This window comes from Marinomonas profundimaris, assembly GCF_000508165.1.
Classification (GTDB): domain Bacteria; phylum Pseudomonadota; class Gammaproteobacteria; order Pseudomonadales; family Marinomonadaceae; genus Marinomonas; species Marinomonas profundimaris.
Genome location: NZ_AYOZ01000006.1, coordinates 1 through 21,461, shown reverse-complemented (window position 1 = coordinate 21,461; position 21,461 = coordinate 1). Strand labels below are relative to the sequence as shown.

At 44.6% G+C, this 21,461-nt stretch carries 21 protein-coding genes; 6 read left to right on the top strand and 15 right to left on the bottom strand.

What is annotated here, in order from left to right:
* Window positions 1–17: 17 nt before the first annotated feature.
* A complete protein-coding gene (locus D104_RS23810) occupies window positions 18–920 on the bottom strand; it encodes a LysR substrate-binding domain-containing protein (RefSeq protein ID WP_024023157.1) in 903 nt (300 codons plus the stop codon).
* Window positions 921–1,052: 132 nt separating this feature from the next.
* Here D104_RS23810 and D104_RS23805 point away from each other — a divergent pair, with 132 nt between their 5' ends.
* On the top strand, window positions 1,053–1,751 hold the full coding sequence (locus D104_RS23805; protein WP_024023156.1) for a pirin family protein: 699 nt from the start codon (window positions 1,053–1,055) through the stop codon (window positions 1,749–1,751).
* 356 nt (window positions 1,752–2,107) lie between these two features.
* Window positions 2,108–3,304 (top strand): amino acid aminotransferase, encoded by a 1,197-nt coding sequence (locus tag D104_RS23800; RefSeq protein WP_024023155.1) that lies wholly within the window; start codon window positions 2,108–2,110, stop codon window positions 3,302–3,304.
* Window positions 3,305–3,438: 134 nt separating this feature from the next.
* Here the strand turns inward: D104_RS23800 and D104_RS23795 are convergent, their stop codons facing one another.
* From D104_RS23795 to D104_RS23770, 6 genes are all read right to left on the bottom strand, one after another.
* On the bottom strand, window positions 3,439–4,053 hold the full coding sequence (locus D104_RS23795; RefSeq protein ID WP_024023154.1) for a UPF0149 family protein: 615 nt from the start codon (window positions 4,051–4,053) through the stop codon (window positions 3,439–3,441).
* A gap of 67 nt (window positions 4,054–4,120) precedes the next feature.
* A complete protein-coding gene (gene parE / locus D104_RS23790) occupies window positions 4,121–6,019 on the bottom strand; it encodes a DNA topoisomerase IV subunit B (RefSeq protein ID WP_024023153.1) in 1,899 nt (632 codons plus the stop codon).
* A gap of 131 nt (window positions 6,020–6,150) precedes the next feature.
* Window positions 6,151–6,732 carry a YqiA/YcfP family alpha/beta fold hydrolase gene (locus tag D104_RS23785; protein WP_024023152.1) on the bottom strand — a complete coding sequence of 194 codons (582 nt, stop codon included), beginning with the start codon at window positions 6,730–6,732 and terminating at the stop codon, window positions 6,151–6,153.
* A 92-nt stretch (window positions 6,733–6,824) separates the two neighbouring features.
* On the bottom strand, window positions 6,825–7,316 hold the full coding sequence (locus D104_RS23780; RefSeq protein WP_024023151.1) for a DUF1249 domain-containing protein: 492 nt from the start codon (window positions 7,314–7,316) through the stop codon (window positions 6,825–6,827).
* Window positions 7,313–8,299 carry an acetyltransferase gene (locus D104_RS23775; protein WP_024023150.1) on the bottom strand — a complete coding sequence of 329 codons (987 nt, stop codon included), beginning with the start codon at window positions 8,297–8,299 and terminating at the stop codon, window positions 7,313–7,315. Before D104_RS23775 ends, D104_RS23780 begins: the two co-directional genes overlap by 4 nt.
* 4 nt (window positions 8,300–8,303) lie before the next feature.
* A complete protein-coding gene (locus D104_RS23770) occupies window positions 8,304–8,924 on the bottom strand; it encodes an NUDIX domain-containing protein (protein WP_024023149.1) in 621 nt (206 codons plus the stop codon).
* An 82-nt stretch (window positions 8,925–9,006) separates the two neighbouring features.
* Here D104_RS23770 and D104_RS23765 point away from each other — a divergent pair, with 82 nt between their 5' ends.
* From D104_RS23765 to pseF, 4 genes are all read left to right on the top strand, one after another.
* Window positions 9,007–9,570, top strand: a complete 564-nt coding sequence (locus tag D104_RS23765) for a DNA-3-methyladenine glycosylase I (protein WP_024023148.1) — start codon at window positions 9,007–9,009, stop codon at window positions 9,568–9,570.
* 163 nt (window positions 9,571–9,733) lie between these two features.
* Window positions 9,734–10,729, top strand: coding sequence for a UDP-N-acetylglucosamine 4,6-dehydratase (inverting) (pseB, locus tag D104_RS23760; protein WP_024023147.1), 996 nt, complete (start codon window positions 9,734–9,736; stop codon window positions 10,727–10,729).
* Window positions 10,716–11,900 carry a UDP-4-amino-4,6-dideoxy-N-acetyl-beta-L-altrosamine transaminase gene (gene pseC, locus D104_RS23755; protein ID WP_024023146.1) on the top strand — a complete coding sequence of 395 codons (1,185 nt, stop codon included), beginning with the start codon at window positions 10,716–10,718 and terminating at the stop codon, window positions 11,898–11,900. The genes pseB and pseC overlap by 14 nt, the downstream gene beginning before the upstream one ends.
* On the top strand, window positions 11,897–12,604 hold the full coding sequence (pseF, locus tag D104_RS23750; protein ID WP_024023145.1) for a pseudaminic acid cytidylyltransferase: 708 nt from the start codon (window positions 11,897–11,899) through the stop codon (window positions 12,602–12,604). The genes pseC and pseF overlap by 4 nt, the downstream gene beginning before the upstream one ends.
* Here the strand turns inward: pseF and D104_RS23745 are convergent.
* The 8 genes from D104_RS23745 to D104_RS23710 form a co-directional block, all read right to left on the bottom strand.
* Entirely contained in the window at window positions 12,579–13,559 is a 981-nt protein-coding gene (locus D104_RS23745) for a PseG/SpsG family protein (RefSeq protein ID WP_024023144.1), read from the bottom strand. The two genes, pseF and D104_RS23745, sit on opposite strands and share 26 nt — an antisense overlap.
* Window positions 13,556–14,575 carry a pseudaminic acid synthase gene (gene pseI / locus D104_RS23740; protein WP_024023143.1) on the bottom strand — a complete coding sequence of 340 codons (1,020 nt, stop codon included), beginning with the start codon at window positions 14,573–14,575 and terminating at the stop codon, window positions 13,556–13,558. Before pseI ends, D104_RS23745 begins: the two co-directional genes overlap by 4 nt.
* A 2-nt stretch (window positions 14,576–14,577) precedes the next feature.
* Window positions 14,578–16,686, bottom strand: coding sequence for a motility associated factor glycosyltransferase family protein (locus D104_RS23735; protein WP_024023142.1), 2,109 nt, complete (start codon window positions 16,684–16,686; stop codon window positions 14,578–14,580).
* Window positions 16,676–16,969: a hypothetical protein gene (locus tag D104_RS23730; protein WP_024023141.1), complete on the bottom strand. Its 294-nt coding sequence runs from the start codon at window positions 16,967–16,969 to the stop codon at window positions 16,676–16,678. The genes D104_RS23735 and D104_RS23730 overlap by 11 nt, the downstream gene beginning before the upstream one ends.
* A complete protein-coding gene (gene fliS / locus D104_RS23725; protein WP_024023140.1) occupies window positions 16,969–17,403 on the bottom strand; it encodes a flagellar export chaperone FliS in 435 nt (144 codons plus the stop codon). Before fliS ends, D104_RS23730 begins: the two co-directional genes overlap by 1 nt.
* Before the next feature lie 40 nt (window positions 17,404–17,443).
* The gene (gene fliD, locus D104_RS23720) at window positions 17,444–19,099 is read right to left on the bottom strand and encodes a flagellar filament capping protein FliD (protein WP_024023139.1); all 1,656 of its coding nucleotides are present in this window, start codon (window positions 19,097–19,099) and stop codon (window positions 17,444–17,446) included.
* A 33-nt stretch (window positions 19,100–19,132) separates the two neighbouring features.
* Window positions 19,133–19,555: a flagellar protein FlaG gene (locus tag D104_RS23715; protein WP_024023138.1), complete on the bottom strand. Its 423-nt coding sequence runs from the start codon at window positions 19,553–19,555 to the stop codon at window positions 19,133–19,135.
* 66 nt (window positions 19,556–19,621) lie between these two features.
* Entirely contained in the window at window positions 19,622–20,506 is an 885-nt protein-coding gene (locus D104_RS23710) for a flagellin N-terminal helical domain-containing protein (RefSeq protein WP_024023137.1), read from the bottom strand.
* Window positions 20,507–21,461: the final 955 nt, after the last annotated feature.

The window sequence follows — 21,461 nt, the reverse complement described above, 5'->3', positions numbered from 1 at the left end:
TCACGAAGTAAAAACAGTCAAACCGGAATCAGTTGCCAATCTTGCTTAGCCAGTTGCTCTACAAACCACGACAAACCACGTCCCGGATTGTCTTTACGCCATGCTAAATAGGTTATTAAGTTTGGCCTTGGAAATTCACATTGGCGCACAACCAAACGGGCTGAATTTAACTGATCAACAATACGATGCTTAGGCAAATAACCAACGCCCAACCCCAAACATTGCGCCTGAATTTTGCTTCGCATGGTATCGACTCTCAGTACTTGACGGCTTTCAAAAATACCAATGTTACGAGCCGGCAAATTTTTTGAACTGTCAGCTACCACAATAGCGGGATATTGACGCAATTGAGCGGCAGTGATTGCCCCTTCAACCAAGGCCAAAGGGTGAGTTGGCGCAATGGCAAACACAAATTCGATCGCGCCTAGTGCTTGAATATGCACCTTTCCTTTCGGCAACTCCCCCGTGACACCAATCACTAAATCGGCACGACCGTCTTGCAACGCATCCCAACCACCACCAACGGCTTCTTCAGAAAGCGTGATTTCTACCGGCCTATTTTGAGATAAAAAGTCGCCAACCACCGTCATTAATGGCGACTCCAATAAAACCGTATCCCTTGCAATTCTTAGCTTTGGTTCCCAGCCTGAGTCAAACTGCTTAATCGAGTCTTCTAACCGCATCGCCGCTTCTAGAATCGCTTGGCCCTGCTCCAACACCAAATGACCCGCCGATGTTAATACGGCTTTTTGGCGTGAACGGTCAAATAAGGCAACGCCTAAATCTTCTTCGAGTTTTTTTACTGTGTAGGTCAAAGCCGAAGGGACTTTAAAGAGTGCTTCCGCCGCGGCCGCAAAACTGCCCAACTGATGGATTGCTTCCAACACGCGTAATGCTTCTAATGTTACTGCGTACGCCATACATCACCTTTGTTCAATTTTTTTGAAATACTAGCTCAAAAGCTTCCGATTTTCTTTCTTTTTCTGGCCCTCTACACTTGCCTTATTCACCGTAAGCCAACCTGACTTTCGGCCATTATTTGGAGAAACAACATGATCACCATTCGCAACGCACAAGACCGTGGACATGCCAACTTTGGTTGGTTAAACAGCAACCATACTTTTTCCTTTGGTAGCTATTACGACCCTCAACACATGGGTTTCTCACATCTACGCGTTATCAACGACGACACAGTGACGCCAGGCGCGGGCTTTGAAACACATGGTCACAAAGACATGGAAATTCTAAGCTTGGTTCTGGAAGGTAAAATCGCCCACAAAGACAGCGCTGGCAACATAAAAGAATTGCCCGCAGGCGAATATCAATTAATGTCTGCCGGCAAAGGCATTTACCACAGCGAATTTAATGCCTCTAAAAAAGACATGCTGAAGTTTTTACAAATCTGGATCCAACCTAACCAACTGGGTGGCGAACCGGGCTACCAACAAAAAGCCTTTAGCCAGCAACAAGGCTTCACCACCATTATTACGCCGAAGGGTGACAATGGCACACTGCACATTAAACAAAACATGCAGCTCATCCAATTAATCTTAGAAGATGACCAAGAAGCAACATGGCAAGCCGACCGCAATCGTCATTACTATGTGCACGTGATCGAAGGAGAACTGTCTCTAGGCGATAGCATCACAGTCCGCCCAGGTGACGGCGCAAAAATTGAAAACGTGTCTGACATTCACTTCGAAAGACTCAGCGAACAACGCGTCAAAGCGCTACTCTTTGACTTGATTTAATCACATTGATCAGGAGACACACAGGCGCTTTCTGGATTGAGGATTTCACTCTCGCCTAAAGCGCCTTTTTCAGTTTCAATGTGTGTTTATTTCTATGAACAAGCAAGCCTCCCCATGTTGCGTTCGCGACCAAAAACGTAAATTAAGTACTATAAATCCAACTTAAAATACGGTCACAAACGCCTCCAAGCAATCGGAAAAACACGGTGTCTTATTTTCTTTACAGTATGAAGAAAAATTCCCTCATACTTGCATTGTATTTTGTTCTAAAAACGGCAAAATGAAGAAGCTGTTCAAGCCCCTATATTTTCTACAGTGATTTCGCTGTGCCGTACAACAAGGACCTTATAACTATCATGTTCAAGCATCTTAAAGCCGTTTCTGGTGACCCTCTTTTAGCCCTCATCATGGCCCATAAACAAGACACCAACCCAAAGAAAGTTGATTTGGGTGTGGGCGTTTATAAAGACGATAACGGCCACACGCCTATTTTAAATAGCGTGAAAAAAGCGGAAGCTATTTTGCTTGAACAAGAAGATTCTAAAAGCTATTTAGGCATTTATGGTGCGACGGAATTCGAAGCGATTATCAAGGATCTTATTCTTGGTGAGGGCAACCCTCTTATTACTTCTGGCCGTATTCGCTCGACACAAACACCGGGTGGCACTGGCGCATTAAAAGTGGCAGCGGACTTTATTAGCGCTAATTTAAAAGACGCACGCCTGTGGGTAAGTGATCCGACGTGGGGGAACCACAAGTCTATTTTTGACTCTGCGGGTGTCGAAGTGAAAGACTACCCTTACTACGATCCTGCAACGAACGGCCTGCGTTTTGATGACATGATGGCAACACTCGAAGCCGAAGTTCAAGAAGGTGATGTGTTGTTACTGCACGCTTGCTGTCACAACCCAACAGGCATCGACTTACAGCTTGATCACTGGAAAACACTAACGGACTTCGTCAACAAGCGCGGTCTTTTACCTTTGGTCGATGCAGCTTATCAAGGTTTCGGGGATGGTTTGGATGAAGATCTTGCAGGCCTTCGTCACATGGCGGCAAACGTGAAAGACATGCTAATCGCCAATTCTTTCTCGAAAAACTTCGGTATTTACCGTGAGCGTTGCGGTGGTTTGAGCGTGATTGCTGAGTCTGCCGATGAAGCAAACGCCGCGTTTTCAATTATTGGTCAAGCTATTCGTGCCAACTATTCTATGCCTCCTGCTCACGGTGCTGCGGTGGTTTACACCATCATGAGCAACCCTGAACTGAAAGCAGAATGGGAATTAGAAGTAACGGCGATGCGTGATCGCATCAATGGCTTGCGTGCTAAGTTGGTTAAAAAGCTGGCCGCTTCTGGCGTAAGCAAAGACTTCAGCTTCATCCAAGACCAACGCGGTATGTTTTCTTACTCTGGCTTAACCCTAGAACAAGTCCGAACTCTGCGCAGCGAATACGCAATTTACATTGCAGACACTGGTCGTATGAGCATCGCAGGGGTTAGCGATCAAAACATTGATTACCTATGTGAAAGCATTAAAAAAGTGGTTGGCTAGTCAAATCTGACCGCCAAATAACACGCATAAAAAAAAACGTGATCGAATAAGGTCACGTTTTTTTTCATTTATTCTTTCTCGCTATATATCCGTCTAAAAAACTTCGCGTTTTCAAACAGAACAAATATCACGCTTTAGTGAAGGACTCGCGTTTCAGTATTTTTAATGCCGGTTTGCATTTCAGGGTGATAATGCTTCACTAAGCGCAGTACCGATGGTTCTAGCGTTTCACGCCAGAAGGTTTTTTCGGCGTCGACCATACTTTCTAGTTTATCCCAGCCCGCTTCCGTACCGAATAAGCGCACAGGCGCCAGCACTTCATCAAAAAACTCTCGATCGCCACCCAGCCCCATGCCGATCAATTTTGCGCCTCGAACAAAACCTACACACCATTCTTCAACCAGTATGCTGTATTCGCCATCCACTTCTTGTTCCAAGTAAACAGGGTAAAAGTCGCCGAACAATAAGCTGTTCATGGTTTCCATGTACATAATCAAAACGAGGCTTAAAAACTCATCTTCTTGTTCTGTATTTTCCCATACTGGCTGATCTTCGTCCGCTCCCCAAATGGCATTCAGCCAGAGGTCTGGCTCCAGTTCTTTCACCGAACACCCCAGTGCGGTTAAGAAACCATCTAGCTCCGACACACACATCAGTGAACGATCCGTTCCGAACGTCAATAAATAGTGATCTATTTTTTCGTAAAGTACTTCTTCACTGATAACATCGTCGTCTATTTCTTCAGACATTCATTCGTTTCCATCTTGTTGAGCTATACATACATTTTAGCTTGCCTTGGTAAAAGTGGATTGATATTTAATCCACGATCGCCAAATTACCATAGGTTTCTAGCCAGCTTTTACGATCTCCTGCCCGCTTTTTAGACAGCAATTTATCAAGCAACTCGTCAGTATCTGGCTTATCTTCCATCGTAAGCTGTATTAAACGGCGCGTATCGGGCGCCATGGTAGTTTCCCGCAGTTGAGAGGGGTTCATCTCACCCAAACCTTTGAATCGCTGTACATTTGGCGTACCGCGTTTATTTTCAGACGCTAGCTTATGCAATGTGATGTCTTTCTCTTCATCATCAAGTGCGTAATACACTTCTTTCCCTAAATCGATTCGGTACAAAGGCGGCATCGCAACAAAGACATGACCATTATTCACCAATGCCGGAAAGTGTTTTACAAACAACGCACAAATTAGGGTGGCGATGTGCAGTCCATCTGAATCGGCATCGGCCAGAATACAAATTTTCCCGTAACGAAGACCGCTTAAATCGTCTTCACCTGGGTCAACGCCAATCGCGACTGACATGTCATGGATCTCTTGCGAAGCAAGAACCTGGTTGGAATCCACTTCCCACGTGTTTAAGATTTTTCCTCGTAGCGGCAATATTGCTTGGAAGTCTTTTTCACGAGCTTGTTTCGCCGACCCACCCGCGGAGTCCCCTTCCACCAAAAACAGCTCGCTTCGGGTCGAGTCTTGTCCTGAACAATCGGCTAACTTACCGGGTAAAGCGGGGCCTTGCGTGACTTTTTTACGCACGACTTTTTTACTGGCTTTGAGACGTTTTTGCGCGCTATTAATCACGATGTCGGCGATTTTTTTGCCGTCTTCTACGTGTTTGTTCAACCATAGACTAAAGCTGTCTTTTACCGTCGCAGAAATAAACGCCACGATCTGGCGAGACGACAAACGCTCTTTGGTTTGGCCAGAAAATTGAGGCTCTTGGATTTTGGCAGACAATACATAACTACAACGGTCCCAAACGTCTTCTGCTGTCAGTTTTATGCCACGCGGCAGCAAGTTATGGAAATCACAGAACTCTCGGATTGCTTCTAATAAACCTGTACGCAGCCCATTAACGTGAGTACCGCCTTGCGCCGTTGGGATCAAGTTCACATAACTTTCTGTGACCAATTCACCACCTTCAGGCAACCACTGAACCGCCCAATCTACACCTTGTGTTTTTTCTGTTAAACCGCCAATGAATGGCGCTTCTGGTAGCAAGACAAAACCTTCATTTGCCAGTGCGAGGTAATCTTTCAAGCCGTCTTGGTAAAACCATTCTTCGCGAACGTCTTCACTGCCACTTTGGTCGATAAAGACAACATGAAGGCCGGAACACAATACCGCTTTGGCTTTTAATAAATGCTTGAGACGAGAAAGTGAGAATTTTGGGCTATCGAAATATTTGCCATCTGCAGTGAATTTTACTTTTGTGCCAGTATTTTTCTTGCCGACCGTGCCGACTTCTTTTAAGTCAGACGTTTTAAAGCCGTTTTCAAAACCAATGTGATACTGAATACCATTACGTCTAACCAATACCTCTAACGAGGTGGATAACGCATTTACCACAGAAACACCAACCCCATGCAAACCACCGGAGAATTGGTAATTGTCACCTGAGAACTTACCACCCGCATGCAACTTGGTGAGGATCAATTCAACGCCAGACACCCCTTCTTCTGGGTGAATATCGACCGGCATGCCTCGACCGTTGTCTTCCACGCTCAATGAACCATCTTTATATAAGATAACTTCGATACGATCTGCATGGCCTGCTAAAGCTTCATCCACTGAGTTGTCGATGACTTCTTGACCCAAATGGTTTGGCCGTGAAGTATCCGTGTACATTCCTGGACGTTTTTGAACAGGTTCTAAGCCACTAAGAACCTCTATCGATCCGGCGTTATATTCTTTTGCAGACATGCGTGTTTTTACTTCCAAGTTGATCGTGCATTGCAGTGTCAAAACACCACAACGCGTACGAGTGTAAATTCGATTGGCTAGAGTCTATCACTGGTTTGCACAGTGTGAAATAGTCCAACAAAAGCAGTAGCTTACTCGGTTAATATTTGTGCATAGCGTAGAATTTCTTCGCTATAACGTTCAAAATTTCTAAAACTGTGGTCGCCCTTTTCTTCGTGGGTCAATCGAACCACCTTTGGAAACGCCTTAAGAGCGTCTCGATAATCTAAAACCTCGTCGCCTTCTTGTAACATCAACCAATACAAAGCGTCTGTCGGTTTCGCCACCACCAATTGTTCCAGCTCCAACATATGCGCTTGGGTCAGCTCGTATGCTTCATTGGTATATGGATTCGTTTGGTGACCAAGGTAGTCTTTTAACAAAACTGGCGCTTGCATGGCGGGGTTCACTAAAATGGTCTTTAAGCGGTATTTTTCAGCAAGATACGCCGCGTAAAATCCCCCCAACGAGCTGCCGATGAGCGTAATGCCTTGTTGCTGATTGGCTTCGATAATGTCTTCTAATTGCTGGATAGCTTTGGCCGGCTGCCAAGACAAACGAGGCGAAAGCACTGCGTTCTGCTTATTTAACTGTCTGGCCGCCTCACCAAGCACCGTCGCTTTATGAGACCGCTCTGAACTGTTAAAACCGTGGATATACAATAAAGTGGCCAATGTAATTCTCGCTCAGTGGTTCCATTCATTTCATGTTCTTAATGTAAGCGTCTTCATTCAAACACCTAAACTTAAACACCTAAATTCAAACGCTAAGCAAACTGAAACGTTAAGGCGCTATCAAGTCGATGACCATGCTTCAGACACAGCTCCAATAAATCCGCTAACTGCTGATTAAGTCGGAACTTTTCATCACGATGCAACATGGCATCATTCGGGTAAGGGTAAGTGCCACTGTATTGGCGATGCCCATCTGTAATTTCTGCAATACCAACATCATGATACAAACGCACCGTCATGGATAACGTGGTTTTAAACAACAATTTTTTCGGAATTTCAGGACCGAACTCTAATTTGATTTCAGAGGTGAAGCGGCTTTCTTTGCCCAATGTTAATTGCAAACGGCTTTCTTGATCACCCACACTGTGAATGGAAAAATGCCACGCGTCCATTTCTTCATGGCCGCGCATGAGTTTGCCCAAGCGTCGATAATTCAGCTCACCAAGCATTTGCAAGCTGACTAAGTCTGGTACGTATTGTTTGGCTTTTTTCTTGATCATGTCTGTCTTCTTTGTATCCGTCATTCTTGTGACGCACTTCCTTCTGAAAATTCTGAAACCAAACCGATGGTAGGAGACTCCCTCAACGCGTCTAGTTGGTGACTCATTCGCGTGTCTTTATCGTGCCAGTATAGATTAAACCAGGTAAAAAAGTGTTCTCTGTCTTGGTCTGCTGCACGGTATTCTGCCGATAACAACGTCGCTGGCAATGCCACTTCGCGCACCACAACGCTTGCCGATTCAATACGACCGCACAGTAAATCCCAACCTGAAATACTCGATTGATGATACAACACAGTAATGTCGGTGATGTTTTGAATCTTCTGCGGCATGGTTTGTAATATGAATCCCACACCACCCGCTTTCGGCTTCAGCAAACAACGATAAGGCGACGCTTGCTGCTGGTGTTTTAGATCGGTGAAACGCGTCCCTTCAACAAAGCTCATAATAGAATTTGGTCGATTCAAAAGGCGAACGCACGATCGTCTGGTGGTTTCTAAGTCTTTTCCCACCAAATGAGGGTGTTTCTTCAACCTGTCCTTGCTGTAACGCTTCATGTAAGGAAAGCCCATAATATAAGTGGCGGTTCCAACCAAAGGCATCCAAAACAAAGCCTGTTTCATAAAAACACGAGGCAAAGGGCGTCGTCCTTTTAATTGCGCAAAAAGCACAAACACATCCACCCAAGAACGATGATTAGAAATAATCAGATTCCAGCTATCGAAGTCGGTTTTCATCGTTTCATCCAGCTCCCAATGTACACCAAGAACCTGCTGAAACCACCATTCATTTGAGGCCACCCAACCTGTATACAGGCGACTAAAAGACTGTTCAACAAAGGCTTCATACTCGCTTTTTCGAATCAATAACAAAGGCGAGATAAGATGCACCAACAAGGTCCAAAAGAAGACATTGGCACACATGAACAAAAAGGACACAACACCAATAACAGGTTGCAACAAGGGCTCTTTTCTAACATAAAAAAGCAATGATGTTTCTGACTTCATAAACCTAATCACACCAACGCGATACAAGATCGTTCTTATTCAACGCAAACCACTGCAACCCCATGATCGTACTGGCGTTTTCAACATCGTGTTTCAGCAGTGCAATAGCATCGGCAGCGCTCACTAGATGCAGCTTTATGTCTTCGTTCTCGTCGTCTAAGCCATGTGTTTTTTCAACATCGACAAGACTTGAATCAAATTCACCCGCGTACATGCGTAAATATTCCACCAACCCGCCCGGAGAAGGCACAAATTTGAACATGTATTCGAGGCGTTTTACGGTCACGCCAGCCTCTTCAAACGCCTCTCGTCGTGCAACATCTTCATCCGATTCTCCTTCTTCCACCATGCCAGCCACCAACTCAAGCAACCAAGGTGATTCACTTCTCAACACGGTAGGCCGAAACTGCTCAATCAGTAAGACTTTATCCGCCGCAGGGTCAAACAACAGCACGCAAACCGCATCGTGACGAACCATCATTTCGCGGGTCATCGGCTGGCTCCACTCGCCATTAAACTTTTTATGTTTTAAGGTCAGTTTACGCATTTCGAAAAAACCTTTGTAAAGACATTCGTCTTCTAATACTTCAACGTCTTTTCGGCTGTACGTTGGTTTAAACTTCATATTATCTCGTCCTAAGCAGACCGCTATCTAGAGCTATGTCTGATATGATTGATTCACAAGGGCTAATTTCGGAGTATCGTTCATGGAAAATAAACGTTGTACTTGGTGTTTAGGATCGCCCGAATACATTCATTACCACGATACAGAATGGGGCGTCCCTATTTATGACGACCAAAAGCTATTTGAATGCATTGTACTCGAAAGCGCTCAAGCAGGTCTAAGCTGGATTACCATTTTACGAAAACGCGAAGGCTATCGCACATTGTTTCACGATTTTGATGTGGAAAAGGTCGCCAAGATGAACGAAGCAGACGTAGAACGGTTACTGTTAGACGAGCGAATCGTACGCCATCGCGCCAAAATAGAAGCCACCATCAACAACGCCTGCGCCTTTCTGAACATTGCAGCGGAATTTGGCTCGTTCAGTCAGTATTACTGGGCGTTTAGTGACCATAAAATCATCGACAACCGCATCAACGACCATTCCGACGTGCCGGCGATCACCGAGCTCTCGACCCGTTTTGCAAAAGACTTAAAAAAGCGAGGTTTTAAGTTTCTTGGCGCCACCACCTGTTATGCCTTTATGCAGGCAACCGGTATGGTCGATGATCACATAGTAAACTGTCTTGCTAAAACACCGAGATAAAACAACAGAGTAAATCGCAGTAAATAAGAACAGCCTTTTGATTTCGTTAATGTTTCGTCTAAAGTGGTCGATATAATATTAAGATTCTTTGTACAATAATCTTGCTCATCAAGAACCCTGTTCATCGAGCGCTCGAACTCCATTATTTAGTTTGGTATTTAATATGTTTAACAACAAAAGTATTCTTATTACTGGCGGAACCGGCTCCTTTGGCCGCGAGTATGTCAAAACACTATTGGCCAATTACCAACCTAAACGACTCGTAATTTACTCTCGAGATGAGTTAAAACAATATGAGATGCAGCAGGATTTTGATGCGCCTTGTATGCGATATTTCATTGGAGACGTGCGTGACAAAGACCGCATGACTCAAGCCATGCGCGATGTGGATTTTGTAATTCACGCCGCTGCACTTAAGCAAGTACCTGCTGCAGAATACAATCCGATGGAGTGCATCAAAACCAACATCCATGGCGCCGAAAACGTCATTGCCGCTGCCATTGCAAATAACGTCGAAAAAGTCATCGCGTTATCCACGGACAAAGCGGCCGCGCCGATCAATCTATACGGCGCAACAAAACTTGCTTCCGACAAACTCTTCGTGGCCGCCAACAATATGGTTGGACAAGGTCGTACACGATTTTCTGTCGTACGCTATGGCAATGTGGTGGGGTCTCGCGGCTCTGTTGTGCCCTTCTTTCAAAAATTGGTCTCCGATGGCGCTGAGTCCATTCCTATTACGCATCCAGAAATGACGCGTTTTTGGATCACCTTGCCAATGGGCGTGGATTTTGTTCTTAAGAATTTCCAACGTATGCACGGCGGTGAAATCTTCATTCCGAAAATTCCCTCAGTGAGAATCATGGACTTAGCCGCGGCGTACGCACCACACTTGCCGACCAAAGATGTTGGAATTCGACCAGGCGAAAAACTCCACGAAGTCATGTGCCCTGCGGATGATTCGTTCCATACCTATGAATTTAAAGATCATTATGTGATTTCGCCAAGCATAAAATTTTATCAAGACGATATGGACTTTGCTCACAGCCGTTTAGGCGAAAAAGGCGAATTGGTTGAACCCGGTTACGAATACCAATCAGGCAGCAATCCGCACTTTTTAAGTATTGAAGAGATTTTGACCTTCGATGACGCACACTGATTTTATTCCTTACGGTCGCCAATCGATTAGCGAAGACGACATCGCTGCAGTCGTTACCGCACTGAAGTCGGACCACCTCACACAAGGCCCAAGCGTTACAGCCTTTGAGCAAACGCTCGCACAAAAAGTGAACGCCAAATTCGCCGTATCCGCTAATAGCGCAACCTCCGCGTTGCATCTTGCCTGTTTAGCATTAGGAGTCGAAGAAGGTGACACCGTTTGGACATCGCCAAATACCTTTATTGCTTCAGCGAATTGCGCCCGCTATTGCGGCGCAACCGTTGATTTCGTCGATATCGATCCACACAGCTACAACCTGTGCTCGGTCAAATTGGCGGAAAAACTGCATCACGCGAAGCTAAATAATACCTTGCCCAAAGTGGTGATTCCGGTGCATTTTGCTGGTCAATCTTGTGATATGGCCGCGATTCATACGCTGTCACAAGAATACGGTTTTCGCATTATCGAAGACGCTTCTCATGCCATCGGCGCAAAATACCAAGGCGATTACGTTGGTAATGGGAAATACAGCGACATTTGTGTTTTTAGCTTTCACCCCGTAAAAATTATCACGTCTGCCGAAGGCGGAATGGCGATGACCAATGACGAACATCTCGCGAAACACATGCGAACGCATGCTCAGCAAGGCACGACGAAATCGCCAGATGAATTAACTCAAATGCCTGGCGATTGGTATTACGAGCAGCACACATTAGGCTTTAATTATCGCATGACAGAATTGCAGGCAGCGCTCGGCGTCTCTCAACTGTCTCGACTGGACGATTTTATCGTTGAACGTCATCATCAGTTCGAACGCTACCATGACCTTTTAAAAGATCTGCCGATTACCTTGCCCTTTCAAAGCGACGACGTTTATTCATCCCTGCACCTTTATCCAATTCTGTTACCAGAACAACATAAAGAAAAGCGCAGAGCGATTTTCGATGCCTTACGTCAAGCGGGTATTGGCTCGCAAATTCACTATATTCCGGTGCATACTCAACCCTACTATCAAGCGCTCGGTTTCAGCGTGGGCGACTTTCCCATCACGGAAAATTACTACCAACGCACGCTAAGCTTACCGCTGTTTGTCGGCTTAACAATCGAACAACAGCAGCGCGTGGTTGAGACGCTTAGCCAAGCACTGACTGATAACGGCATCGTGGCATGACATCAAAAACAGAATCAAAACCCTATCGTGTTGCTGTTATTCCTGCACGAGGCGGATCCCAACGTATTCCCCGTAAAAACATCCGCTTGTTAGACGGTAAACCTTTAATGGCGTATTCCATCGAAACTGCCATTCATTCAGGACTATTTGATCGAATAATTGTCTCGACCGATGACAATGACATTGCGCAGATTGCTCGGGGCTTTGGCGCTGAAACGCCCTTTTTACGCCCCGCAGACTTGGCCGACCATATGACGGGCACCACCCCCGTTATGCAGCACGCATTGCGCTATTTAATAGACAATGGGCAACGCCCAGATCAAGCCTGCTTAATTTACGCCACCTGTCCTTTACTCACGAAAGAAGACCTTCAAAATGGGCTAGATCAATTGCCCAACGCGACATTTTGCTTTTCTGCCACCACCTTTGACTTCCCTATACAGCGCGCGCTATACATTCAAGATGACGGAAAGCTGGCCCCCATGTTTCCTGAGCACATTGGCAAGCGTTCACAAGATTTGGTTGAAGCGATTCACGATGCGGGGCAGTTTTATTGGGCAAGCACGCAAGATTGGTTTGATGAAGAAATATTTGGCCCTAAATCCACGCCGCTACTCTTGCCGAGATACAGAATTCAAGATTTGGATACAGAAGAAGACTGGTTGCGTTTAACGCAAATCATGGCACTGAAAAATATGAATTAATGGTTTTTGCGACACGATTCGCACCGTCTCCATCTACCAAGCTGCGAGCCATTATGCTCGCCTTTTTTTGCCATTCAATATCGAACCAACGACCGTTAACCTCTTCTACCAACAGCTCAACACGCTGCTGTCGAACGTCTTCCGGCACATTATCAAAACGAACCGAACGACACCAATCCAGTGGAACATGCTGCTCCAGAGAACGAGTCTGATTGTCCACAACTTGTGCAAATACCGTTGGCACGCCCATACAAGCTAATTCAAACAATGTGCCGCCTGCCGCAGAAATCGCCATTTTGGCTTGTGCCATTAACGGCGTCACATCGGATAATCCTTGCGCTACGGCGATGCTATTTTCTTCACAAAATGACAACACCTTTTCTGCCTGCTTCGCTCCACCCCCCAAAAGAACCTGTATGCTTTCTGTTGGAAATTTAGAAATGAGCAGCGCCTGTAGAATCGGCAAGGTAAGCGCAAGAGGGTCTGTGCCACCTAAGGTGATTAAGAGTTTTTCAGGAAGAGTGTGAATGGTTTTTTGTTGCGTGAAGACAGGTCTTAATAACGCAAATTGGCTGCCTGTTAATTGCGACTCGATGCTATCTGAATAATGTTCATCCAAGGGATTAAGCAGCCATTTTGCAGGAAAATCGCCTCGGTCATTCATGTCATCCAACACCAACAAATTCGGTTGATGCTGATAAAGTGCAGCAATGTCATCAGCGTTGTAGTCATAATGGTCCAAGACAACCAAATCGACCGTTGCAGCCAACCACCAAAACGCCTCTTCGGTTTCGACGAGGCAATCTTCCGGCGCGGAGAAGGCATGATATCGACGATCGACGGCAAACTGACATTGCCAACCTAATGCGGTAAACACATGCATCAATGCTTGGCAGCGAACTCTATGCCCCATGCCGATGTCGACAGACGCATCCGCTCGCACCAGTAATCTCACGCCATCATATCCCAAGCAAGCGGTTGGCCTTTTTTCGCATCGACCGCTAACGCCTTACCCAATACTTTTGGCCAATGCTTAGGCGCAAGACCAAACGAAGGACGAATAATTTTAAGATGCTCTTCGGTCAGTATGGTTCCAGCCGGTAAATCCACGGCAACGTAAATAGAGCGTCGGTATTTTTTCGCGGCTTGCTCGGCGTCTGAGCCGCCATAAGTGATGGTGCCTAACGCGGCTTTTGCCGCTCGACAAGCCGTCACCAACGCTTTCATTTCCTCTGGTTCCATGGAAAATTCAGCATCAACACCACCAGCACTGCGATCCAAAACAAAGTGTTTTTCAATCACTGCGGCACCCAACGCCGTGGCCGCCACGGCAGCCCCTAAACCTTGAGTATGATCCGACAAACCAACAAGACAGCCTGTGTGGTTGGCCAAATCGGCCATTGTCACAAGGTTCGTGTCTTCTATTTTTGCGGGATAGGTACTGGTGCATTTGAGCAGCGTTAATGGATTGTCACCAATGGCTCGAATGGTCTCGACGGCTTCATCGATTTCTTCCTTTGTCGCCATGCCTGTCGACATGATGATTGGCTTGCCCGTTCGAGCCACGGCTTGAATCAGTGGAATATCGGTCATTTCAAATGAGGCAATTTTGTACAAAGGCACGTCGATGGATTCTAAAAACGCCACCGCACTCAGATCAAAAGGCGAACTGAACGCAACCAAGCCTAAAGACTCCGCCAGCTCAAACAATGGCTTATGCCACTCCCAAGGTGTCGAGGCTTTTTTATAAAGGTCATAGAGGTTGGAGCCGCGCCACAAACTGTCATCTTCAGACACCATAAATTCACCATGACGAACATCGAGCGTCATGGTGTCTGGCGTGTAAGTTTGAAGTTTAATAGCGTCCACACCGGCGTCGGCCGCGGCGTGGATCATAGCTCTTGCAAGTTCAAAATCTTGGTCATGGTTGCCCGATAACTCAGCAATAATAAAAGGCGATTGTTCGAACATAATTAACCATTGTAAAAAGTGATTAGGTGGTCATTACCTTGGTCAACGTACTCGGATGCTTGCTGAAGCATGCTCGGCATTTCTTCAAGGAATTCGCACCAAGGAATAAATAAATGATGAGCACGCGCAACGGTTTCCGCCTCGTCCTGATACTTAAACAAGAACTGAACAATTAAGAAGGCGGAATACGTAAAGGAGCCAATCAATAAATCGTATATGTGGCGATGAATACTGCCCTTCAGAAAGTAAATCTGACGATGATGAGACCAAAGTAAATCACACACTTGTTCTCGCGTGGTGATCGTCTCATCCCAACCTTGCTGGAGCGTTCGACTGATTTTTTGAAAATCATCGACTGAAATAAGCGCATTCGCCGATTGGTCCAATAATGAAGCAGGCGCATCGGTAAAAAAGACGTTTTCTAAAATATCGATCACTTTACCCTGATCAATTTTAGGGTCCATGATCAATACGTCTTCAATCCTTAACGGCGTTACGCCTTCAATTTTTGCGCCATCGGATAAATTAAAACTGGCGTAACCGCGGCGTTTATTAAGCTGACGCGTCAGCGCTTCAAGCTGCACGCGAGACGTATCCATAATGCCAGTCGCGTGTATTTTGCCGCCAAAGTTTCCTTCTCGCTCAACGAGCTTGGCTTCTTTAAACGTCTGGAAGCCCGACTCTTTACCGTCTTTATAGTAGCCGCTGTGTACAGAATGATGACTGCCTTTGTCTTTAAAGCCGTTGTCTACGCCAAGGTAATACACGTTATTAAAACCAAAGAGGTGGACATAAGACAACGCCAAATTAGCCACCACGGGGTTACAATAATTTAATTGCACGTATTCTTTATCATCACCATGAGAGCGAGCTTGATTTAACATTAAAGAGGTGATGGCTTCGCCTGGTTTCATTGCCATACCTGAGCGCTTGAAGCAGTCAAACAATCCTGGATGCATGACATTGACAGACAACCCCCAAATTTTGTCTAGGTAGTCTTGATCCAAGAACAAGAACTTATCAACCGTCTGTTTTAATCGCTCAATATCCACATGAATGTCTGGTGTCACACCCAATTTTTTTAAGGTGTTAATGGTTGAGCCGCAACAAATTAACAACACCTGATCACGTACTTCTTTTATTAACTCAATACCTTGGTCAAGTGAAGGCCCATTTCCTAAAATGAAAACAGGCACATTCGTAACCCATTTAGGTAACGCGTCACGCCCCTGAAAATGCGCCACTTTTGTTTTCGATAATGACTTTAAACCTTGCGCAATACCAATTAACGCATCATCAAAGAAGCCCCAACCCATGACCTGTCGAGCATAATGTTTCTTAAAATATTCAACCGCAAGATCATTTTCAGGGCTGCCGTACGCGACATGCAAATAGGTTTCTGGCGCTAAGAAATAGCCATTTTCCTCTAATTGACGCAGATATTTTTCAGTGAACTCTTCAGGGCTAACCCCTAAGAAGAAATGAATAGTACGACCATCTTGGTTGTATTTTTCTAAAATGGACTGCCATTCAATGGCGAAGAGAGAGTAGTAAAAAAAATCCAGATCGCACTCATATAAATACAAATGCTTTATGTCACGCTGAGCAAGAATCATTTCAAGCTGATAGCCAAACTCAATTCCAAACAAAATGGTAGAGCCGACAAATTCTGGCCAGCCTTCTTGTGGCACCAAGCCTTTCGACTGCTGCGCAACTTGATCTAGCATTTTATTACTGTAATACACATGGCGACTTGGATGATTATCCGTGCGTTCTAAATTCAACACGGTTTTATTCGGCGCAGTCAGTGCACGGGTCACCTTTTTTGCTGCTTGCTGTTTTGGGGTATCAGAAAAAAGAGGCACGCCAACGTCTTCACGATAGAGGTTGAGCTCTCCGCTCTCTTCCATATAAATATGACGTTTTTTTGGTTGGTAGTGCTGGAAAGATTCGTAAATGTGAGGCATGACTTCAGAAAAAAGAGCCATATTTCTAAGGTATCGATCTGTTAACTCTTGATCATGCTCTCTGAGGCGTGCAGCACCCCTTTCAAACAAAGAAGCGAAAGCTTCAGCTTGATCAAGAGAGGATAAGTTTTCCTCATTCTGCATTTTTTACGCCTTTGTACTTACTGACACCCTTACGGGTTTTATTAGTTTGATAAAGTTGTTTTTGCATTTCTGCATGCACATCCCGAATAAGCTGGGTTGCGGCTTGATGTAATAAGATAAAACGCTTTACCTTCCCATTATCCACTGGATTTTCAAGTGGTTGAATAGTAAGAATAAAACGATCATTTTCTTCACATAACAGCTGTATTTTTTCTATGTCTTTCTCAATAACGCTTTGTTCTAATGTGGCACTCAACTCAGTCAAGTGAGACATATCAAACATTAAATTGCTCCCATTCGGGCTTCGCCTTGATCTTCATAGGCTGCTTGTTTGTCGGCGGCAGATATCTGATCCCAAGCACCTTTAATTTGCAAAATAAGCCCCATGACCTGATCAAGAATAGTAATATCTTTACTGACGCTCGCCTCAGTAATCCGAACCATCATATATTCATAAAGCGATTCTAAATTATCGACTAGCTCAGGATTAACATCGCGGTCTAATGCGTCTCTTAATGCATTGATAATTTCAATCGCGCGAGTTAATGCCGCCGCTTTTCCTTCCCAGTCGGAACGTTCAATACAGCCTTTGCCCAAAGCAAGTTTTTCAAGCGCGCCTTGCATTAAGAGCTGAATGACGCGATGAGGATCAGCCGATGCTAAATCGGACTTTACGGAGTCCTTTCTGTAGGCCTGAATCCCTTTACTCTTGTACATAAAACAACCCCATTGATTCGAGTATTACAGTTAAAACCGTTTACATTTTTGCTAATACAGAGTTCAAATAACCACCCTGCGCATTCATATTTGCTAAACGGGAATCCAAGCTTGTGAACTTAGAACGCAGAGATTCTTCGTACTTCACCATACGATCTTCATACGCCTCTAACGTCCCTTCTGTACTATCTATCGACTGACGAACGGATTCCTTTAATGAATTTGTCATTCCACCTGAACCTGTGTAGTTATCCAACAGAGATTCCAGTGATTGAGCTAAGCCATTTTCACCTGATATTAAAGGCGCGATCTCGCTGTAGCCTCGCTTCATTGCATTGTCGAATTTGGTGTTATTGAGTTCTAACTGACCTCTATTATCCATTTTAACACCTAAGTCAAAAATGGAAGTAAACGTCTTAGAATCACCGTGGCTGCTCATTAATTGCGTCGACAATGAAGACTGAAGGTTTCTGATCATGCTGTTGCCATTTAAAACAGCACCTTTATCGCTGCTCGCTTGAAGCATTCCAACAACATCATTATAGGACGCTATAAACTCTTTGATCGTTTCTTGTACTGTTTTTTGATCGAAACTGATGTCTACTTTGGTCGTTTTATCTGTTTGAGCCAATGCTTCAATTGATAAACCCGCTACGGCTTCATCAAATGTATTGGTCTGATTTCGAATTTGAATACCATCAACGGTAATAATCGCGTCACGAGCTTGCTCACCCAGAGGCGTATACATACCTGCTGACATCCCTTCGGTAGAAAGACTGTCCAAACTAAGCGCTGCTTGAGCGACTGGCAAACTGTCACCCTGCTCTAGATCTTCTTCATCTACTGCAGCGATATCCGCCTCTACTGGCGTCTCAATTTTATCTTCAATGTCTTTTTCTTCATCCGCTGGAATCGGGCCATCATTCGCGAAATCAACGTCGTCGCCCTCTAAATCCAGTTCGTCCGTTTCTTCTTCTGGTGGAGTAACAGCCTCCTCTTCAACAGGAACGTCTTCTACTTCCACATCGTTTACTGTGTCATCAATGGGTTTATTCGTATTATCAATGACGTTGCCATCCGCATCTTTTTGAATCGCCGTATTGCTGATTTTTAGCGTATTTCCTGCGCCTTGAATAACAGAAGTCGCCGTGAAGAATAAATTGCCGTTACCATCATCAACTAAATTGGCAGATACACCAAAGTTGTCTTCTGAGGTATTAATTTGATTACGTAATTCGGAGAGGGTTGTACCGGCAACGACAGAAATAGAAAACTCACTGTCGCCCGCTTTAAATTTTAATTCGGCGTCTTGCTTGGTGATCACATCATCGGCAGAAGAAAAAAGACCAGGAGCTGACATGACACGGCTGCCTTTTGCCAACTGATTGACATCAATAGCATAAGAACCGTTTGACGCAGTATTATCTGTGGTGATGGAAATGACTTCCTCACCTTCTACTTGAGCAATTTTTGCATCGCGTCCAGTAAAAAGCTCATCGTCATTGAGAGCGTTGACGGATGATTTAAAACTATCAATGGCGGAGCCAACCTTACCTAATGCAGATAGTTCTGCCTCATATCCATCTATTTTATCTTGATAAAGTTTGACCTTTGCGTCTTTTTGGGCGCTCACCATTTGCTTTACAAGGGATTCCAGATCTATACCAGACCCTGCACCTAATGAGCCTACCGACATAACTTTATCTCCTAACGCTTCACATTATCTAAATCAAACCTCACTGTTTACCAAGGTTCCCTTGATATCACTCAGTTGGCTCATAATAGCATCTATTCTATCAGACATTTTAAGAAACTCTTCCGTTGGAATCTGGCGAACCACATCCCCAGTTGTCTGATCCAATACTTTTACTATATTTTGCTCTCGGTCTTCTGTCATTTCAAAGGTTAAATGCACGTTTAACTGAGACATTTTTTGATTCATTGTCTCGACATCTCGCGGCTCAACCTTTGCAGATGAGCTATGTTGCTGAGCATCTGCATTCTCTTTACCTGCTTTGCTTGTATCGGCCGTATTTTGTACGACTTTAGCATTCGCTTGACGCAATGCGGCAAAATCTTGAGCAGCTCGCTGCTCCGGTTTTAAAGAATACCCGAGGCCCTGCTTAGAAAAATCACTGGCATTAATGGACATATCAGAGTTCCTCCAAATAGACAAAAGCCGGGGCGACGCCCCAGCTTTCCGCTATCACATACTAACTTAGCCTAAAAGAGACAAAGCTGTTTGTGGACGTTGATTCGCTTGAGCCAAGATAGACGAACTTGCTTGTTGAAGAATTTGGGAGCTTGTTAGCTTCGCCGTTTCTTCTGCAAAATCGGCATCACGAACACGAGATCGTGCAGCAGATACGTTTTCAGAAATGTTACTCAAGTTACTGATTGTAGAGCCAAAACGGTTTTGAATGGCACCCAAATCGGCACGTTTTGAGTCAACAGAAGCGATCATAGTATCAAGAATATCGATCATACTTTGCGCATTGGCAACAGAAGATACAGAAGCACTTGTCATATTTACCTGAGCAGTAGAAGCACTGCTAGATAGACCGGACATAGTGAAACCACCGTTACCCGCTAGATCGATCGAGTTAGTAATACCACCCGAAGTCAAAGTAAAGCTGATTGTTTGGTTAGAATCCGCACCTACTTGGAAAACACCTTCATAAGTACCATTCAACAAGTTCTCGCCACCGAACGTTGTATCAGAAGCGATTCGGTTAATTTCTGTAGAAAGCTGACTTACTTCTTGCTGTAGAGCCGCGCGGTCTTTATCAGAGTTTGAACCGTTTGCAGATTGGATAGATAACGTACGCATACGCTGCAACATGTTTGTTGTTTCATCCAAAGCACCTTCCGCAGTTTGAGACAAAGAGATGCCGTCATTCGCGTTACGTACAGACTGGTTCAAACCATTTACCTGAGAAGTCAAACGGTTAGAAACAAGTAGACCTGCTGCGTCATCCGCTGCGCTGTTAATACGCAAACCAGAAGACAAACGTTGGAACGATGTATCCAAAGATTTACTAGAGCCCATTAGCTGGCGTTGTGCACTTAGAGATGAAGTATTCGTATTTACGTAAAGAGCCATAACAGCCTCCTAGAGTTTTATTAAATCCTGCAAAAAAGCAGATCGTATAAGGTTTTCGACAAAACTTTGAAAAGCTTTAGTCAATTTAGGAAACTTTTTTCCGCATACCGGTAAAAAACATCCCACAACACGGCAAATTAATGCCTAAGTAATTGTTTTTAATATATTTAAAAACAATTAAATTTTTTTACACTTTTTTATTAAATCTTTCGTTTTCTGCACTAAACCGTCTAAAAAACGATCAAAAAACACTTTCTTAATTCATGCAGTCGTCGTAATTTAACAAAATAGCCACTAACCACTCATTTCTCATAAACAGCAAACGCCACAAGTAAGAAACAACAACAAATCGAACCAATGCCACCCGATTAAAAGCGGCAAAAAATAACCCCTACCGCCATAGCGCTCTACAAAAACGACCATGAATGTCCATCCGCCCACTTTCATCTAAACACACTATGGCGAAGCGATTTCACTCCATGATTGGGCACCACTTATTCCATTAGAGGCAATAAATTCATACAACGATGATCCGCTGCCAGCCCAAATATTTCGTCCCTATAAAAAAGATCCAGCGGCGCTGTATAAAAATCATCACAACGCCCCTTTCTACTTTTCATTTAATGCTTTTCATAAAATGAAATGGCATTCAAATACTCAAAAAAACCCGCTTCAATGGCGACATTCACTCACCCTTTCTATCGAGATGTTTCATTCATCCTGCTCGAAAAAAAAAGACCCAGCTGTGCCGTGTAAGCAATGTAAAAAACATCGACGCCTCCCCTACTTTTTCCATCGGGAAAAACGCACCTCTACACACATTTTTTCGGCGCACACTTTGCTCACCGCCATACCAAAATCACTCTTCTGAAAATGCGTTCGAGTACTCAAAAAAATCCGCTTTAGTGGCGACATTCATTCACCCTTTCTATCGAGATGCTTCATTCATTCGGAT